A 16,504-nucleotide genomic window follows, 5' to 3' on the forward strand; every position below is an offset into this window, starting at 1 on the left:
GATGACCGCCGCGGTGAAACGACCGCCCAAGCGGATCGGCATGTCGCCGTGGGTGCTGCTCGCGCCCTCGACCGTCCTGCTGGTGCTGTTGTTCGGCTGGCCACTGGTGCAGGGCGTCCTCGCCGCCTTCCAGGACGGTGACGGGTTCACCCTCGCCCACTGGGAGCGGTTGTTCGGCGACCCGTACTTCGGGCAGGCGTTGCTGAACACGTTGCTGCTCATCGTGATCGTGGTGCCGATCCAGCTCGTGCTCGCGGTCGGCATGACACTGCTGATCCAGGCGAAGCCGAAGCTCGCCGGGCTGCACTTCTACATCTGGGCCATCCCGCTGGCCATCTCCGACCTCGCGGCGGGACTGGTGTGGCTGACGGTCTTCGCCGACCGGGGCTACCTGAACTCGCTGCTGATCGGCCTCGGCCTGTCGGAGAACGGCATCGCCTGGCTGAGCTACGACAACCCGACCACGATGCTGCTGGCGGTGGTGGTCGCGGAGATCTGGCGGGCCACCTCGATGGTCTTCGTGATCGTCGTCGCCGGGGTGCAGATGATGCCGCCGGACTACGACGAGGCCGCCCAGGTCTTCGGCGCGTCGGCGTGGCAACGGCTGTGGCACGTCACGCTGCCACTGCTCAGGCCCAGCCTCCAGGTGGCGCTGATCCTGCGCACGATCCTCGCCCTGCAAGCGTTCGCGGTCGCGCAGGCACTCACCGGGCGCAACTTCCCGCTGCTGGTGGGGGAGACCTACCAGTGGTACGTCAACCTCCAGAACCCGGCGGTGGCGAGCGCGGTCGCGCTGGTGATCCTCGCGCTCTCGCTCGGCACCGCGATCCTCTACATGCGCGCCCTGCGCCAGCCATCGGCGGGAGGACCGCGATGAGGCCGGCCATCGACCTCGCGCCGCTGCGCAAGCGCAGGCGCCAGCGGGTCCTGATCCAGCTCGCGTGCGTGGCGATCTCGGCGTTCATGTTGCTGCCGATCGTGCTCATCGCGTTGTCGGCGCTGTCATCGCGCACCGCGCTCACCGAGTTCCCGAAACCGTTGCTGCCCAGTGAGCTCTCCACGGAGAGCGTCACCGCTTTCGTCGGCGGGACCGGTGTGGTCCCCGCGTTCGGCAACTCCGTGCTCGCCGGGGTGTACACGGTGGTGCTCGCGCTGCTGCTCGGAGCCCCGGCAGGGTACGCGATCTCCCGCTTCAGCTTCCGGGGGCGCGACGCCTACCAGGTGCTGATCCTGTTGGTCCGCGCGCTGCCGATCGTGGTGCTGTCGGTGCCGCTGGCCACGATGTTCCTCCGCGTCGGCGTCGACGACACCGTCTTCGCGGTGACGCTGGTGCACACCGCGCTCGCGCTGCCGACGACGATCCTGATCACCGCGAGCATCTTCGTCGGCGTCCCCAAGGACGTCGAGGAGGCCGCGCTGATCTTCGGCTGCACCCCGGGCCAGGCGATGCGGCGGGTGGTGCTGCCGATGGCGCTGCCCGGGCTGGCCGCGTCCTCGGTGTTCACCTTCGTGTTGTCCTGGAACGAGGTTCTCGGCGCGGCCGTGCTGACGCTGGGGCACCGGACGCTGCCCGCGCAGGTGCTGGCCTCGCTGGCGGACTCGCCCAACGCCTACCGCTTCGCCGGGGGCTTCGTGCTGGTCCTGCCCGCGCTGCTGTTCATCTTCGTGATGCGCCGCTACCTGCTGAACATGTGGGGAACGACCCTGCGCTGAGCCGCCCGACCCACCGAGACGAGAGCACACGATGGCCGAGATCGAACTGCACAACCTGGTGAAGACCTACCCCGGCGGCACCAGCAGGGCCACCGACGACATCAGCCTGCACGTCGCCGACGGCGAGTTCATGGTGCTGCTCGGACCCTCCGGCTGCGGCAAGACCACGCTGCTGCGCATGGTGGCCGGGCTCGAACTCCCCGACGCCGGACAGGTCGTCATCGGCGGCAGGGACGTCACCTACCTGGAGCCGCGCAAGCGCAACCTGTCCATGGTGTTCCAGTCCTACGCGGTGTTCCCGCACCGCAAGGTCGCGGACAACATCGGCTTCGGCCTGCGGATGCGCGGCGCCGACCCGGACGAGATCAAGCGCAAGGTGGCGTGGGCGGCGGACCTGCTCCAGCTCACCCCGTACCTCGACCGCTACCCCGCCAAGCTCTCCGGCGGTCAGCGGCAGCGCGTCGCGGTGGCCCGGGCCATCGTGATGGACGCCGAGGTGCTGCTGATGGACGAGCCACTGTCCAATTTGGACGCACTGCTGCGGCTGTCCTTCCGCGCGGAGCTGAAGAAGCTGGTCGCCGAGCTCGGCACCACCACTCTCTACGTGACCCACGACCAGGTGGAGGCGCTCTCGCTCGGCGACCGGGTCGCGGTGATGCGCCAGGGCCGGATCGCCCAGTGCGACTCACCCACCACCGTCTACGACCACCCAGCCGAGGAGTTCGTCGGCGGTTTCATCGGCAGCCCGCCGATGAACTTCCTCACCGGGACTGTCGTCGCGGGTGGCGACGGCGGTCTCCTGCTCGATCTGGGCGCGCACAGCGTGCCCGTACCGGAGGCCCTGCGCAGCTTCTCCGACCGCCAACTGCGCCTGGGCGTCCGGCCCGAGGCTTTCGAGGTCGCCCGCGGTGGTGACCTCGAAAGCCCCGGGGGGCTCGGCGCCGAGCTGGAGGTCTTCGAACCGCTGGGCTCCTCGGTGCTGCTGACGGTGTCGCTGTCCGGGCACCAGGTCAAGGTGCAGGCGCCGCCGAGCGTGCGCGCGGACCCCGGCGAGCGCCTGCGGCTGAGCCTGCCCGCCGATCAGTGCCGTTGGTACGACCCGGAAACACACCTGCTGCTGGAGACCTCGTGACCCTCGCATCACCGGCCGCCGACCAGATGACCGCGCGGGCCGCCCGGCGGGAGCTGCCCTCCCACCTGCTCGCCGCCAGGGCCGCGTACGTGTTGCGCGGCAACGACACCGGCACGCTGGTCACCGCGGCTCCTCGGCTGTACCCGCACATGTGGAGCTGGGACGCGGCGTTCATCTCGATCGGCCTCGCCCACCTCGACGTCGGGCGCGCGGTCGCCGAGCTGGACACCCTGCTCGCCGCGCAGTGGAGCGGCGGGATGCTGCCGCACATCGTCTTCACCGAGGGCGGCGCGGACGAGTACTTCCCCGGTCCGGACCGCTGGGGCACCCACGAGCTGAGCAGGCAGGCCCCGCGCGGGCCGCTGACCTCGGGCATCTGCCAGCCGCCCGCGCACGCCATCGCCGTCGGCAGGCTGCTGGAGATCGCCAGGAGGGGCGGGCCGGTGGACCGGGCCACCGCGGAGGACTTCGTGCGCCGCTCCTGGCCGAAGCTCTACGCCTGGCACCGCTGGCTGGCCGAGCACCGCGACCCGGGCGGCGACGGCCTGCTCGCGGTCGTGCACGGCTGGGAGTCCGGGATGGACAACTCACCGCGCTGGGACTCCGCCTACGCCGGGGTGCGGCCGGGGGCGGACCTGCCGCCGTACGTGCGGCGGGACCTGCGGCTGGTCGCCGACGCCGGGATGCGGCCCTCCGACGCGGAGTACGACCGCTACCTGTGGCTGGTGGAGGAGATGCGCCGGGTCGGCTACGACCCCGACCGCGTCGTCGCCACGTCCAGCTTCCTGGTCGGCGACGTGTTCCTGACCGCCGTCTTCGCGCTGGCCTGCGACGTGCTCGCGGACCTCGGCGAGGAGTTCGGTGAGCCCGCGACGCAGGTCACCGCGTTGCGGGACTGGGCCCGCCGTGGCCGCACCGCCGTCGCGGCCACGGTGGACCCGGCAACCGGACTGGCGCGGGACCGGGACTTCCGCGCCGGGGCCTGGATCGGCACCCGCACCATCGCCGGGTTCGCGCCGCTGCTGTGCGGCGGGCTGGACCGGGCGGCCGAGCGCACCCTGTTGTCCACATTGGACGGACCGGACTGGTGCGGGCACCCCGGGCTGCTCACCTCGCTGGTGCCGTCGACCTCGCCCGCCGACGACGCGTTCCGGCCCCGGCAGTACTGGCGCGGCCCGCAGTGGCCGGTGACCGGCTGGCTGTTCGGCTGGGCCTTCGCCCGGCGCGGCTGGGCCGAGCGCGCGGAGCGGCACCGCGCCCAGGGCCTGCTGCTGTGCTCGGACGGGGCTTTCGCCGAGTACTACCACCCGCTGACCGGCGAGCCGCTGGGGAGCCTCGACCAGTCCTGGACCGCCGCGGTTGTGCTCGATTGGCTGTGCTGAATCGCTGGATCGTGTGAGAAACCACTCCGATGCATTTACGCAGAGCATCGGGGTAGTCCCGTTCCCGACTGCGATCTCTTGGTGTTCTCGCTCACGTGAACAGGTGCGATAGCGGCTTCTTCGGAGATATCCGAAGCCCGTTTTCGCAGATCAGCCGGTGATGCGGCAACGACGCCCGATCGGCCGAAGGCATTTCCGCGCGTCTCCGTAGACTGGCCGACAGCCGCCACGCCGACGGTACGAACGGCACAGAGGAGGGAAACGGTGACGCTGCTCGACTCCGTGCAGGGGCCCGCCGACCTGAAGCGCCTGACCCACGACGAGATGGTGACGCTCGCCGAGGAGATCCGCGCCTTCCTGGTCGACAAGGTCTCCCGCACCGGTGGGCACCTCGGCCCGAACCTGGGCGCCGTCGAGCTGACGTTGGCCGCCCACCGCGTCTTCGACTCCCCGCACGACCCGATCCTGTTCGACACCGGGCACCAGTCCTACGTGCACAAGATCGTCACCGGTCGGCAGGACTTCGCCGCGCTGCGCCAGAAGGGCGGGCTGTCCGGCTACCCCTCGCGGGCGGAGAGCGAGCACGACTTCATCGAGAACAGCCACGCCTCCACCGTGCTGTCCTACGCGGACGGCCTGGCCAAGGCGTTCCAGCTGCGCGGAACCCGCAGGCACGTGGTCGCTGTTGTCGGCGACGGCGCGCTGACCGGCGGCATGTGCTGGGAGGCGCTGAACAACATCGCCGGGGACAAGACCCGCCCCGTGGTGATCATCGTCAACGACAACGGCCGTTCCTACTCGCCGACCATCGGCGGCTTCGCCGACCACATGGCGACCCTGCGGCTGCGCCCCGGCTACGAGAAGCTGCTGGAGGACGGCAAGCGCACCCTCCAGAACATGCCCGTGGTCGGCAAGCCGGTGTACGCGGCGCTGCACGCGGCCAAGCGCGGCATCAAGGACGCGCTCAGCCCGCAGGTGATGTTCGAGGACCTCGGACTGAAGTACTTCGGCCCGGTCAACGGGCACGACATCGTCGCCATGGAGGCGGCGCTGGAGCGGGCGAAGGCCTTCGGTGGTCCGGTGATCGTGCACGCGGTGACCCGCAAGGGCATGGGCTACGCGCACGCCGAGAACCACGAGGCCGAGCAGATGCACGCCATCGACGTCATCGACCCGGCCACCGGCAAGCCCACCAAGGTCGCCAAGCCCGGCTGGACCTCGGTGTTCTCCGACGAGATCGTCCGGATCGGCGCGGAGCGCGAGGACGTCGTGGCGATCACCGCCGCGATGCTCGGCCCGACCGGCCTGGAGAAGTTCGCGCAGGCGTTCCCCTCCCGCTGCTACGACGTGGGCATCGCCGAGCAGCACGCGATGACCTCGGCGGCGGGCCTGGCCATGGGCGGCCTGCACCCGGTGTTCGCGGTGTACTCCACGTTCCTCAACCGCGCGTTCGACCAGCTGCTGATGGACGTGGCGCTGCACAAGCAGGGCGTCACCGTCGTGCTCGACCGCGCCGGTGTCACCGGCAGCGACGGCGCCAGCCACAACGGCATGTGGGACCTGTCCATCCTCGGCGTGGTCCCGGGCATCCGGATCGCCGTGCCGCGCGACGCGATCAGCCTGCGCGAGCAGCTGCGCGAAGCGGTCGAGGTCAAGGACGCGCCGACGGTGCTGCGCTACCCCAAGGGCGCGGTCATCCCGGAGGTGCCCGCCGTCGAGCGGTTGGACGTCGTGGACGTCCTGCGCCGCCCGTCCGCGGACGAGGGCAACGACGTGCTGCTGGTCGCGGTCGGCGCGTTCGGCCAGCTCGCGGTCGAGGCCGCGCAGCGCCTGTCCGACCAGGGCATCGGCGTGACCGTGGTCGACCCGCGCTGGGTGTTCCCGGTGCCGTCGGAGGTCGTCGAGCTGGCCGCGGCGCACCGCGTGGTCGTCACCGTCGAGGACTGCGGCCGCCACGGTGGCTTCGGTTGGGCCCTCGCGGCCGCGATGCGCGACGCCGGACTGGTCATGCCCATGCGGGACCTGGGCATTCCCAACCGGTTCCTCGACCACGCCTCGCGTGACCAGATCCTCGCCGAGCTGGGGCTGACCGCGCAGGACATCGCCCGCCAGGTCACCGAGTGGGCCTCGGAGTACGGCAGCGAGCACGACGACTCGTCGGCCGCCGAGATCGGGGTCCCCAAGCTGAAGAAGTCGTGAGAACACGGCCCGGATGTTCGAACTCGAACCTCCGGGCCGTCCTTCGCGGCCGAACCTGTGGCACGGTGGAACTCGTGCGAATCCTGGTGGTAGAGGACGAACAGCCGCTCGCCGACGCGGTCGCGCGCGGACTGCGCCGCGAGGGCATGGCGGTGGACGTCGCCTACGACGGCGAGTCCGGTCACGAGAAGGTGAGCATCACCCGCTACGACGTGGTGGTGCTCGACCGGGACCTGCCCGGCATGTCCGGTGACGAGCTGTGCAGGCAGATCGTGGGCTCGGACGCGCTGAGCCGGGTGCTGATGCTCACCGCGAGCGGCGCCGTCGAGGACCGCGTCGCCGGGCTGTCCCTCGGTGCCGACGACTACCTCGCCAAGCCCTTCGCCTTCCCCGAGCTCGTCGCGCGGGTCCGGGCGCTGGGCCGCCGCGCCACCCCGGCAACGCCGCCGGTGCTCACCGCCGGTGACCTCGTGCTCGACCCCGCCAAGCGCCGGATCACCCGCGCGGGCAGGCCGATCGAGCTCACCCGCAAGGAGTTCGGCGTGCTGGAGGTGCTGCTCTCCGCGGGCGGCAAGGTGGTCAGCAGCGAGGAGCTGCTGGAGCGGGTGTGGGACGAGAACGCCGACCCGTTCACCACCACGGTCCGGGTGACGGTGATGACCCTGCGCAAGAAGCTCGGGGAGCCTGGCATCATCGACACCGTGGTCGGCTCCGGCTACCGAGTGCCGGACGCGGCGCAGGGCGAGGCCGGAGGCGCTGGCAACCCCGGCTGAGAGAGGTCATGCGTCGTCGAGGTCCCGGGCTCCGTGTCCGGCTCACCCTGCTCGCCACGGTCCTGGTGGCCAGCGTCAGCGCGCTGCTGCTGTGGCTGGGCTGGATGCTGGTGGGCAACGTCGTCGGCGGCGCGCCCCGGCTGCCTCCCGGCTCCACGGTCACCGTCCAGGGCACCTCGCTCGACGCCCAGCAGCTGTCCACGCTGTTGCAGGACCAGGCCCGGCAGGAGGTCCTGGAGGCAGGGGCGATCGCGTTCCTGTGCGTGGTCGTGGCCACCGCGCTGCTGGTGTGGACGGTCAGCGACCGGGTGCTCCGGCCGTTGCACGAGGTCACCCACGCGGCGCGCAGGCTGTCGGCGGAGTCGCTCGGCGAGCGCATCGAGCTGACCGGTCCCCGCGACGAGGTGGCCGACCTGGCCGACACCTTCGACGAGATGCTCGACCGCCTCCAGGCGTCCTTCGAGGCGCAGCGCAGGTTCGTCGCCAACGCCTCGCACGAGCTCCGCACGCCGCTGGCGGTGGTGCGCACCGAGCTCGACGTGACCCTGTCCGATCCGGACGCCGACACCGAAGAGCTGCGGCGGATGGCCGGGGTGGTCCGGCAGGCGACGCTGCGGGCCGAACAGCTCGTCGAAGGCTTGCTGCTGCTCGCGCGCACCGACGGCGGTGGGCTGGCGGTGCGTGAAGCCGTGGACCTGACCGTGCTGGTGACCAGCGCGTGGCACGCGGTCCGCGCGGAGGCGGCTCAGCGCGGCATCGAGGTCACCATGGACACCCGCCCGGAGCTGGTGGTCGGTGATCCGGCGCTGCTGGAGCGGGTCGCGGGCAACCTGCTGGAGAACGCGGTCCGGCACAACCTCGACGGTGGGTGGATCAAGGTCCGGGTCGGCGAGTCCGGTGGCCGCATCCTGCTGGAGGTCTCCTCCTCCGGTCCGGAGCTCCCCGCCGCCCAGGTCCCGGAGCTGTTCGAGCCGTTCCGCCGCGGTGGTGTCGCCAGGACCGCCAAGCACGGAGCCGGGCTCGGCCTGTCCATCGTCCGGGCGGTGGTCCAGGCCCACGGCGGCGACGTCCAGGCGGAGCCGGTGCCGGGCGGCGGCTTGGCGGTCCGCGTCCACCTCCCCACGGCTCCCGCGGCGATCTGACTCTCTGGACAAAGTGTCCGGGCTGGACATAGTGTCTGATGGGTGAGTGGGGATGCGCGAGTGGAGCGGTACGGGCCGATGTGCGCGGCTGTCGCCGCGTTGCTGAGCCCGCGGGCCGAGGTGGTGTTGCACGATCCGGAGGACGACGTCGTGCTCGCGGTCTGGAACCCGTTCTCCGGGCGCAAGGCGGGGGATCCGTCGCTGCTGGGGGACCTCGCGGCGATGACGCCCGGCACCGACGGGGTGCTCGGCCCTTATCCGAAGGTGCTCGCGGACGGGCGGTCGTTGTCCTCGGTGAGCGTCGTCCTGCGCGACCCCGACGCGGTGCTGTGCATCAACCTCGACCGCACTCCGTTCGAACAGGCCGCCGCGTTGCTGTCCGCGTTCGCCGCCCCCGTGGCTCCGCGCCCGGAGCCGCTGTTCGAGCACGACTGGTTCGACCGCGTGAACCAGGCCGTGGGCTCCTTCGTCCGGCGCCATGGCCCGGTGGAGCGGTGGAGCAAGGCCGAGCGGCTCGAAGTCCTGTCCGAACTGGACAGTGCGGGCGTGTTCGCCGTGCGCGGCGCCGCGCCGGAGGTCGCACGGGCGATGGGGATCTCCCGCTCCACCGTCTACGCCCTGCTCGCCGAGCTCCGTGAGGAGAAGTCATGACCGCGCTGCCCGACTTCAGGCTGGAAGCGTTCTTCTCGAAGTGGGAGTTCACCGCCCGCTACCACCTCAGCGCCTCCGACGCGCAGACCGTCACCATGGCGGAGCTGGTCGCGATGGCCGACGACTCGGATCGTGCGGCGTGGGAGAGCCTGGACCTCGGTTACACGCAGACCCACGGCGATCCGGTGCTGCGCAAGACGATCGCTGAGACCTTCGACGGTGTCGACGCGGACGACGTCGTCTGTTTCGCCGGTGCGCAGGAGGGTGTGCTGCTGGGGCTCCAGGTGTTGCTGGGGCCGGACGACCACGCCGTCGTCGTCACGCCGTGCTACCAGTCCGCCGAGACGGTCGCGTTGTCCCTGTGCGAGGTCACGGGTGTGGCGCTGAACGCCGACGCGGACTGGGCGCTCGACCTCGACGAGCTGACCGCCGCGCTGCGCCCCAACACTCGCGTCGTGTACGTGAACTTCCCGAACAACCCGACCGGAAAGCTGTTGTCGCAGAAGGATTTCGCCGCACTGGTGGCGTTCTGCGACGAACGCGGGATCGTGGTGTTCAGCGACGAGGTCCATCGTGGACTGGAGCTCGACCCCGCACGGACCCTGACCCAGGCCGCCGACCTCTCGCCTCGCGCGATCTCGCTCGGCGTGACCTCGAAGGCGCTCGGGCTGCCGGGGTTGCGCGTCGGGTGGATCGCCTGCCGGGACAAGGAGATCATCGCCCGCCTCGAACGCGCGAAGCACTACACCACGATCTGCACGAGCGCGCCGAGTGAGCTGCTCGCCCGCATCGCCATCAAGGCCCGCGACCGCCTGCTGGCCAGAAACCGCGCGCTGGTCTCGGAGAACCAGGAGATCTTCGGCGCGTTCTTCGCGGAGTTCCCCGACCTCTTCGAGTGGTCCGCGCCGGACGGTGGTTGTGTGGCGTTCCCGCGCTACCTCGGCTCCGACGGCGCCGACGACTTCTGCGGCCGGCTGGTCGAGCAGACCGGAGTGCTGCTCGTGCCCTCCAGCATCTTCGCCTCCGACCTGACTCCGGTGCCCACCGACCGCTTCCGCGTCGGGATCGGCCGCGCGGACCCGGAGCCCGCGCTGCACGCGTTCGGCACCTGGCTCCGGGAGTCCGGTCACCCGCGAGCATGATCCACGGCCGGGTGACCCCGGTTGCCGGTCCACCGGCAGCGCAGCAGGCTTCGCGCCATGATCACGAAGATGACGCGGTCCCTGGTGGCCGGCGCGCTGGGTCTGGCTCTGGTCGGTGCCGCCGCACCGCAGGCCGTCGCGGCGCCTCCGGCCGAGATCACCGTCGCCCAGGAGGCGAAGCTGGTCAAGAACGGTGCCGCTGCCCAGATCGAGGGCACCTACAGCTGCTCGGGCGGCGCGGTCGACATCCTCGTCGACGTCGACCAGAAGGGCCACGCCGCGGGCAAGGGCAAGGGCGCGGGCCAGGCGTGCACGGCGGCCGAACGCGCCGCGGGCAAGAAGAAGTGGAAGGTCACCGTTCCGGTCCAGAGCCGCGGCGGCCTCTTCGTCGCGGCATCGGCCTTCGTCTCGGTCCGCCTGTGCGGCGCGGGTTCCCTCGACGTCTTCGCGAGCCTCAACCTCTGGGTCAGCCTCCGCCTCTGAACCGTCCGAGCCGACTGGCCGGGATCGCCGGGCCCGAAAGGCCCGGCGATTGTCAAGCACAGGCGCAAAAACCAGTCAACAAGTCAAAGGCCACCAGCTCAGGTGGGGCGCTAGGCGGTTAGAGGGAACGGCGTTGCGTCGCCGAGCCGGGGGAGGGGAGAGTGCACGGGTCCCGATCCTCGGCTGCCTCCTTCGTGGTGGACGCCCCGGACGAGCAGGCGACTGGTGATACCCACTGCGCACCTCCAGAGGCTCACAACTGCCGCGACGATGAGCGCACGGCTTCTCGTCGTGATCGCCGCCTACTACGTGACCGCCAAGGTCGGGCTGCTGCTGGCGCTCGTGCACACCCAGGTCACGCCGCTGTGGCCGCCAACTGGCATCGCGTTGGTGTTGCTGTACCGATGGGGCCTGCCGATGGTTCCCGGTATCACCCTGGGTGCGTTCCTGATCAATCTGCCGATCGGGCCGACGTTCTGGGCGGCCGCGCAGATCTCCGTTGGCAACACTCTCGCGCCGCTGTGCGCCTACCTGTTGCTCAAGGCAACAGGGTTCCGCGTCGAGCTCGACCGGCTGAAGGACGCGTTGCTGCTGGTGTTCCTCGGTGCCTTCGCGGGCATGGTGATCAGCGCGACCGTTGGCAGCCTCGCGCTGCTGTGGTCGGGAGTTCTCGCCGCCGGTGCTTTCTGGCAGACCTGGTTGGTGTGGTGGACCGGGGACGCCATGGGAGTGCTCATCGTGGTGCCGATGGCGCTGACCGCGCTGGCCGGTCCGTTGTCCTGGCGCGGCAGGCGGATCCGCTGGCTTGAGGCGGTCCTGCTGCTGGCGTGCACGTTCGGCGTCGCGCTGTTCGTCACGCTGACGTCGTTGCGGATGCTGTTCCTCGTCTTCCCCTTCATCATCTGGGCGGCACTGCGCTTCCAGCTCGTCGGCGCCACGCCCTGCGCCCTCATCGTGTCGGTGCTGGCGATCCTGGCCGCCGTGGAGGGAACCGGCCCGTTCGCCGAGAACGACCTCGTGGTCAGGATGGCGACGCTGCAGTCGTTCACCGCGTCCGTCGCGCTGACGGCGTTGCTGCTCGCGGCGATCACCAGGGAGCGCAACGAGGCCAGGAAGGCGATCGACAGGGCCTGCACACAGCTCGCGGACGCGGTGGCCGCGTTCCCACCGGGGGTGGACCTGCTCCGTGGCGACCTGCTCAAGGCCGTCACCCAGGCGAGGTCCCGTGCGGCACGGGACGAGTAGCAGCTCCTGCACGTGACAACACCACCCCACCCCCCACCCACCCCAGCCCCCACCACCCCCTGGCGCCCTCCACCCGCCGTGCCCACCGTTTCGCGTTTTGTAGCCTTGATGCGATTTGGGAGCGCTCTTTTGCGCATTTAGGTGACAAAACGCGAAAACTTCGACCACGCCAGCTGGCCCACGCGTGCACGGGGGTGCGGGGGCACGGGGGTGCGGGGGGAGTGGTGAGGGGGCGCCAGGGGGTGGTGAGGGGGTGCCACCACGTGCAGGACAGGCGCTAGACCGGTTCCGGTCCCGACGCCTCGTAACACTTGCGCAGCAACGCGTTCAGCTCACCGTCGACCTCGAACTCCGTCTCGTCGACGGAGGCGATCGGCAGCGTCCGGAACGCCTCGTTGGTGGCGAAGGCCCATCGGAACGACGACAGGTCGGCGAGGCGCAGCTCGCGCACCTCGGACGGAACGCCCGCCCGCTCCAGGCCCGCGCGCACCAGTCTCATGGCGATGCCCGGCAGCGCGGGCGCGTTCGGCCAGATCACCCGGTCACCGTCGAAGAACGCCACGTTCCAGATCGTGCCCTCGGAGATCCGGCCGCGCCGGTCGAGCAACAGCGCGTCGTCGTACCCGTCGAGCCGGGCCAGCCGCCGGTGGCGCAGCAGCCCGAAGGTGCCGACGTGCTTGACCTCGGGCAGGTCGCGCTCGTACTCCACGGACCGCACGCGTAACGCGGTGGTCGGCAGGTCCGGCGCGTCCCGCACGGTGACCAGCAGCTCCGGGGTCACCACCGCGTCCGGCCGGGCCATGCCGACCTCGTGCGAGAAGACGTTCACGCGCACGGTCACCGGCCCGGTCCGGTCACCCAGCTCGGCGCGGATCGCGCGCCGGATCACCTCGGGGTCCAAGCCCTTGCCGAAAACCGTGCGGGCGTCGCGGTCCAGGCGTTCCAGGTGCAGGCCGAGACCGTGCACGGAGCCGTTCTCGACCCGCATCGAGGTGAAGTGCCCGTAGTTGTACTGCGCGACCCAGCGCAGGTCCTCAACGCTCATGACGAGCCGGTGATCACGTGCGTTCCCATGGGTCCGAGCGTATCCCGGAGGTAGCCGCCCAGAACGCGGGCGAGCCCGGTCCGAACGTCGGACCGGGCTCGCCTCGCGCGACGGCTCTACGCCGGGACGCTGGCCACGCCGGGAGCCAGGAAACGCGCCCCGGTGACCTTCTCCGAGATGCCGGAGCGGTCCAGGTACGGGGTGATGCCGCCCAGCCAGAACGGCCAGCCGGCGCCGAGGATCATGCACAGGTCGATGTCCTGGGCCTCGGCGACGACGCCCTCGTCCAGCATGAGCTTGATCTCCTCGGCGAGCGCCTCCAGCGCCCGCTGCTTGACCTGCTCGCCGGTCAGCGGGGTGTCGCCGAGCTTCCACAGCTCCGCGACCTCGGGGTCGACGGTCTGGTTGCCCTGCGCGTCCCACTGCCACACCGCGGTCTTGCCCGCGGCGACGAACGCCTTCATGTTCTCGCTGACGCTGAAGCGGTCCGGGTACGCCGCGTGCATCGTCTCCGACACGTGCAGCGCCACCGCGGAACCGACCAGCTGCAACAGGATCAGCGGGCTCATCGGCAGCCCGAGCGGCTCGGTTGCCTTGTCCGCGACGTCGAACGGGGTGCCCTCGTCCACGGACTTGAGCACCTCGCCCATGAAGCGGGTCAGCAGGCGGTTCACCACGAAGGACGGCGCGTCCTTCACCAGCACGCTGGACTTCTTCAGCTGCTTGCCGGTGGCGAAGGCCGTGGCGAGCGTGGCGTCGTCGGTCTGGTCCGCGCGCACGATCTCCAGCAGCGGCATCACCGCGACCGGGTTGAAGAAGTGGAAACCGACGACGCGCTCCGGGTGCGCCAGCTTCGAGGCCATCTCGGTGATCGACAGCGACGAGGTGTTGGTCGCCAGCACGCACTCCGCGGAGACGTGCTGCTCCAGCTCGGCGAACACCTGCTGCTTCACACCGAGGTCCTCGAAGACCGCCTCGATCACGAAGTCCGCGTCCGCGAAGGCCGCCTTGTCCAGCGAGCCGGTCACCAGCGCCTTGAGCCGGTTGGCCTCGTCCGGGGACACCCGGCCCTTGCCGAGCAGCTTGTCGACCTCGCCGTGCACGTAGCCGACGCCCTTGTCGAGGCGGGTCTGGTCGATGTCGGTCAGCACCACCGGCACGTGCAGGCGGCGGGCGAACAGCAGCGCCATCTGACCGGCCATCAGGCCCGCTCCGACAACGCCGACCTTGGTGACCGGGCGGGCCAGGCCCTTGTCCGGTGCGCCGACCGGCCGCTTGGCCCGCTTCTGCACCAGGTTGAACGAGTACAGCCCGGCGCGCAGCTCATCGGTCATGAGCAGGTCGGCCAGCGCCTCGTCCTCGGCGGCGAAACCGCGGTCGAGGTCGTTCTCGCGGGCCAGCTCCAGCAGCTCCAGCGCCTTGTACGGGCCAGGGGCCGCGCCGTGGGTCTTGCCCTCCACGATCGCCTTCCCGCGCGCGAGGGCCGCGTCCCAGCCCGCGCCGCGGTCGATCTCCGGCCGCTCCGGGGTGACCGCGCCCGAGGCCACGCGAGCCGCCCAGAGCAGCGACTGCTCCAGGTAGTCGGCGGAGTCGAACAGCTCGTCGAAGATGCCCAGCTCCTTGGCCTGCTTGGGCTTGAGCATCCGGTTCTGGTTGAGCGCGTTCTCCAGGATCACCGTGACGGCCTTGTCCGGGCCGATCAGGTTCGGCAGCAGCTGGGTGCCGCCCCAGCCGGGAACCAGGCCGAGGAAGCACTCCGGCAGCGAGATCGCCGCGGCGTTGGAGGACACGGTGCGGTAGTGGCAGTGCAGCGCGATCTCCAGGCCGCCGCCCATGGCGGCGCCGTTGACGAACGCGAAGGTCGGCACCTCCGAGTCGCGCAGGCGGCGGAACACCGCGTGCCCGAGTTGCCCGATCGCCAGCGCCTGCTGGCGACCCTCGACCTTGACCACACCGGTCAGGTCGGCCCCAACGGCGAAGACGAAGGGCTTGCCGGTGACCGCGATGGCGGCGGGGCTGCCCGCGAACGCCTCGTCCAGCGCGGCGTCCAGGCTGGCCAGCCCGCCCGGCCCGAAGGTGGACGGCTTGGTGTGGTCGAAGCCGTTGTCCAGGGTGATCAGCGCGAGCCTGCCGTCCAGGCCCGGCACGGTCACGAACCGGGTGACGGCCTTGGTGACGACCTCCTCCGGGTCCGCGACAGCGGTGACCCCGGCAGCGGTGACGGTGGTTGCCTCGGTCACTTGTCCGCTCCTTCGATGGTCGAGCCCGCGAGCGGCTCTTCGGCCTGCCAGTGCGGGTTCTCCCAGATGACGGTGCCGCCCATGCCGATGCCGATGCACATGGTGGTGATGCCGTAGCGCACGTCGGGGCGCTCGGCGAAGTGCCGCGAGAGCTGGGTCATCAGGCGAACGCCCGAGGAGGCCAGCGGGTGACCGCAGGCGATCGCGCCGCCCCACGGGTTGACCCGGGGGTCGTCGTCGGCGATGCCGAAGTGGTCGAGGAAGGCAAGCACCTGGACGGCGAAGGCCTCGTTGACCTCGAACAGGCCGATGTCGTCGATGGACAGTCCGGTGCGCTCCAGAGCCTTCTCGGTCGCCGGGACCGGGCCCACGCCCATGACCTCGGGGTCCACGCCCGCGAAGGCGTAGCCGACCAGCCGCATGCCGACCGGCAGGCCCAGTTCGCGCGCGGTGGCCTCGTCGGCGAGCACGCACGCGGTGGCGCCGTCGTTGAGCCCGGCCGCGTTGCCCGCGGTGACCCGGCCGTGCGGGCGGAACGGGGTCTTCAGCGCCGCCAGGGTCTCCACGGTGGTGCCGGGACGCGGCGGCTCGTCCGCGCCCGCCAGGCCCCAGCCCTGCTCGGCGGAGCGGGTCGCCACCGGCACCAGGTCGGCGGCGATCCGCCCGGCCTTGTGCGCCTCGTCGTAGCGGGCCTGGGACAGCTCGGCGTAGCGGTCCGCGCGCTCCTTGGTGATGTGCGGGAACCGGTCGTGCAGGTTCTCCGCGGTCTGGCCCATCACCAGCGCGGAGGTGTCCACGATCCGGTCGGCGAGGAACCGCGGGTTCGGGTCGACGCCCTCACCCATCGGATGCCTGCCCATGTGCTCGACCCCACCGGCGATGGCGACGTCGTAGGCGCCGAACGCGATGCCGCCCGCGACCGAGGTCACCGCGGTCATCGCGCCCGCGCACATCCGGTCGATGGCGTAGCCGGGCACCGAGCGCGGCAGCCCGGCCAGCAGCGCGGCGGTGCGGCCGATGGTCAGGCCCTGGTCGCCGATCTGCGTGGTGGCGGCGATGGCCACCTCGTCGACGCGCTCCGGCGGCAGCTCGGGGTGCCGCCGCAGCAGTTCGCGAATGACCTTGACGACGAGGTCGTCGGCGCGGGTCTCGGCGTACATGCCCTTCGGACCGGCCTTGCCGAACGGCGTGCGCACGCCGTCGACGAAGACCACGTCCCGAACGGCGCGCCCCGCGATGGCAGGTGCGGCCACGGCGTGCTCCTCACTCGGTGCTGGAACTGGGAACTCGTGACGACCGGTATTACCGGCCGGTAACCACCACTCTAGCCGCACTTACCGGCCGGTAACCACGGGGC

At 70.9% G+C, this 16,504-nt stretch carries 14 protein-coding genes; 11 read left to right on the forward strand and 3 right to left on the reverse strand.

Annotation, left to right across the window (positions count from 1 at the left end; all coding sequences use genetic code 11):
- Window position 1 precedes the first annotated feature (1 nt).
- The 11 genes from ACFFQA_RS05090 (at window position 2) to ACFFQA_RS05140 (ending at window position 11,862) form a co-directional block, all read left to right on the forward strand.
- Window positions 2-877 (forward strand): carbohydrate ABC transporter permease, encoded by an 876-nt coding sequence (locus ACFFQA_RS05090; protein ID WP_377850440.1) that lies wholly within the window; start codon window positions 2-4, stop codon window positions 875-877.
- Window positions 874-1,713, forward strand: a complete 840-nt coding sequence (locus tag ACFFQA_RS05095; protein WP_377850441.1) for a carbohydrate ABC transporter permease — start codon at window positions 874-876, stop codon at window positions 1,711-1,713. Before ACFFQA_RS05090 ends, ACFFQA_RS05095 begins: the two co-directional genes overlap by 4 nt.
- A 31-nt stretch (window positions 1,714-1,744) precedes the next feature.
- The gene (locus ACFFQA_RS05100) at window positions 1,745-2,845 is read left to right on the forward strand and encodes an ABC transporter ATP-binding protein (protein WP_377850442.1); all 1,101 of its coding nucleotides are present in this window, start codon (window positions 1,745-1,747) and stop codon (window positions 2,843-2,845) included.
- Window positions 2,842-4,227: a glucosylglycerate hydrolase gene (gene ggh, locus ACFFQA_RS05105; RefSeq protein ID WP_377850443.1), complete on the forward strand. Its 1,386-nt coding sequence runs from the start codon at window positions 2,842-2,844 to the stop codon at window positions 4,225-4,227. The genes ACFFQA_RS05100 and ggh overlap by 4 nt, the downstream gene beginning before the upstream one ends.
- Before the next feature lie 264 nt (window positions 4,228-4,491).
- A complete protein-coding gene (gene dxs / locus ACFFQA_RS05110; protein WP_377850444.1) occupies window positions 4,492-6,426 on the forward strand; it encodes a 1-deoxy-D-xylulose-5-phosphate synthase in 1,935 nt (644 codons plus the stop codon).
- A 74-nt stretch (window positions 6,427-6,500) separates the two neighbouring features.
- Window positions 6,501-7,199: a response regulator transcription factor gene (locus tag ACFFQA_RS05115; protein ID WP_377850445.1), complete on the forward strand. Its 699-nt coding sequence runs from the start codon at window positions 6,501-6,503 to the stop codon at window positions 7,197-7,199.
- A gap of 8 nt (window positions 7,200-7,207) precedes the next feature.
- On the forward strand, window positions 7,208-8,341 hold the full coding sequence (locus tag ACFFQA_RS05120; protein WP_377850446.1) for a sensor histidine kinase: 1,134 nt from the start codon (window positions 7,208-7,210) through the stop codon (window positions 8,339-8,341).
- Between the two features lie 42 nt (window positions 8,342-8,383).
- On the forward strand, window positions 8,384-8,992 hold the full coding sequence (locus ACFFQA_RS05125; protein WP_377850447.1) for a helix-turn-helix transcriptional regulator: 609 nt from the start codon (window positions 8,384-8,386) through the stop codon (window positions 8,990-8,992).
- Window positions 8,989-10,134 (forward strand): aminotransferase class I/II-fold pyridoxal phosphate-dependent enzyme, encoded by a 1,146-nt coding sequence (locus ACFFQA_RS05130; protein ID WP_377850448.1) that lies wholly within the window; start codon window positions 8,989-8,991, stop codon window positions 10,132-10,134. The genes ACFFQA_RS05125 and ACFFQA_RS05130 overlap by 4 nt, the downstream gene beginning before the upstream one ends.
- Window positions 10,135-10,191: 57 nt before the next feature.
- Window positions 10,192-10,617, forward strand: a complete 426-nt coding sequence (locus tag ACFFQA_RS05135) for a hypothetical protein (RefSeq protein ID WP_377850449.1) — start codon at window positions 10,192-10,194, stop codon at window positions 10,615-10,617.
- A 270-nt stretch (window positions 10,618-10,887) separates the two neighbouring features.
- Window positions 10,888-11,862 (forward strand): MASE1 domain-containing protein, encoded by a 975-nt coding sequence (locus tag ACFFQA_RS05140; RefSeq protein ID WP_377850450.1) that lies wholly within the window; start codon window positions 10,888-10,890, stop codon window positions 11,860-11,862.
- A 277-nt stretch (window positions 11,863-12,139) separates the two neighbouring features.
- Here the strand turns inward: ACFFQA_RS05140 and ACFFQA_RS05145 are convergent, their stop codons facing one another.
- From ACFFQA_RS05145 to ACFFQA_RS05155, 3 genes are all read right to left on the reverse strand, one after another.
- Complete coding sequence (locus ACFFQA_RS05145) at window positions 12,140-12,907, reverse strand: aminotransferase class IV (RefSeq protein WP_377850451.1); 768 nt, start codon at window positions 12,905-12,907, stop codon at window positions 12,140-12,142.
- 116 nt (window positions 12,908-13,023) lie between these two features.
- Window positions 13,024-15,147, reverse strand: a complete 2,124-nt coding sequence (locus ACFFQA_RS05150; protein WP_377850452.1) for a 3-hydroxyacyl-CoA dehydrogenase NAD-binding domain-containing protein — start codon at window positions 15,145-15,147, stop codon at window positions 13,024-13,026.
- Window positions 15,144-16,400, reverse strand: a complete 1,257-nt coding sequence (locus tag ACFFQA_RS05155) for a thiolase family protein (protein WP_377850453.1) — start codon at window positions 16,398-16,400, stop codon at window positions 15,144-15,146. Before ACFFQA_RS05155 ends, ACFFQA_RS05150 begins: the two co-directional genes overlap by 4 nt.
- Window positions 16,401-16,504 lie beyond the last annotated feature (104 nt).

The organism is Allokutzneria oryzae, assembly GCF_042429765.1.
Classification (GTDB): domain Bacteria; phylum Actinomycetota; class Actinomycetes; order Mycobacteriales; family Pseudonocardiaceae; genus Allokutzneria; species Allokutzneria oryzae.

Excerpts from the sequence above, each read along its gene's own strand:
- ACFFQA_RS05095 (WP_377850441.1), top strand. The coding sequence starts at position 874 with ATGAGGCCGGCCATCGACCTCGCGCCGCTGCGCAAGCGCAGGCGCCAG.
- ACFFQA_RS05145 (WP_377850451.1), bottom strand. The coding sequence starts at position 12,907 with ATGAGCGTTGAGGACCTGCGCTGGGTCGCGCAGTACAACTACGGGCAC.
- ACFFQA_RS05100 (WP_377850442.1), top strand. The coding sequence starts at position 1,745 with ATGGCCGAGATCGAACTGCACAACCTGGTGAAGACCTACCCCGGCGGC.
- ACFFQA_RS05135 (WP_377850449.1), top strand. The coding sequence starts at position 10,192 with ATGATCACGAAGATGACGCGGTCCCTGGTGGCCGGCGCGCTGGGTCTG.
- ACFFQA_RS05120 (WP_377850446.1), top strand. The coding sequence starts at position 7,208 with ATGCGTCGTCGAGGTCCCGGGCTCCGTGTCCGGCTCACCCTGCTCGCC.
- ACFFQA_RS05090 (WP_377850440.1), top strand. The coding sequence starts at position 2 with ATGACCGCCGCGGTGAAACGACCGCCCAAGCGGATCGGCATGTCGCCG.
- ACFFQA_RS05140 (WP_377850450.1), top strand. The coding sequence starts at position 10,888 with ATGAGCGCACGGCTTCTCGTCGTGATCGCCGCCTACTACGTGACCGCC.
- ACFFQA_RS05130 (WP_377850448.1), top strand. The coding sequence starts at position 8,989 with ATGACCGCGCTGCCCGACTTCAGGCTGGAAGCGTTCTTCTCGAAGTGG.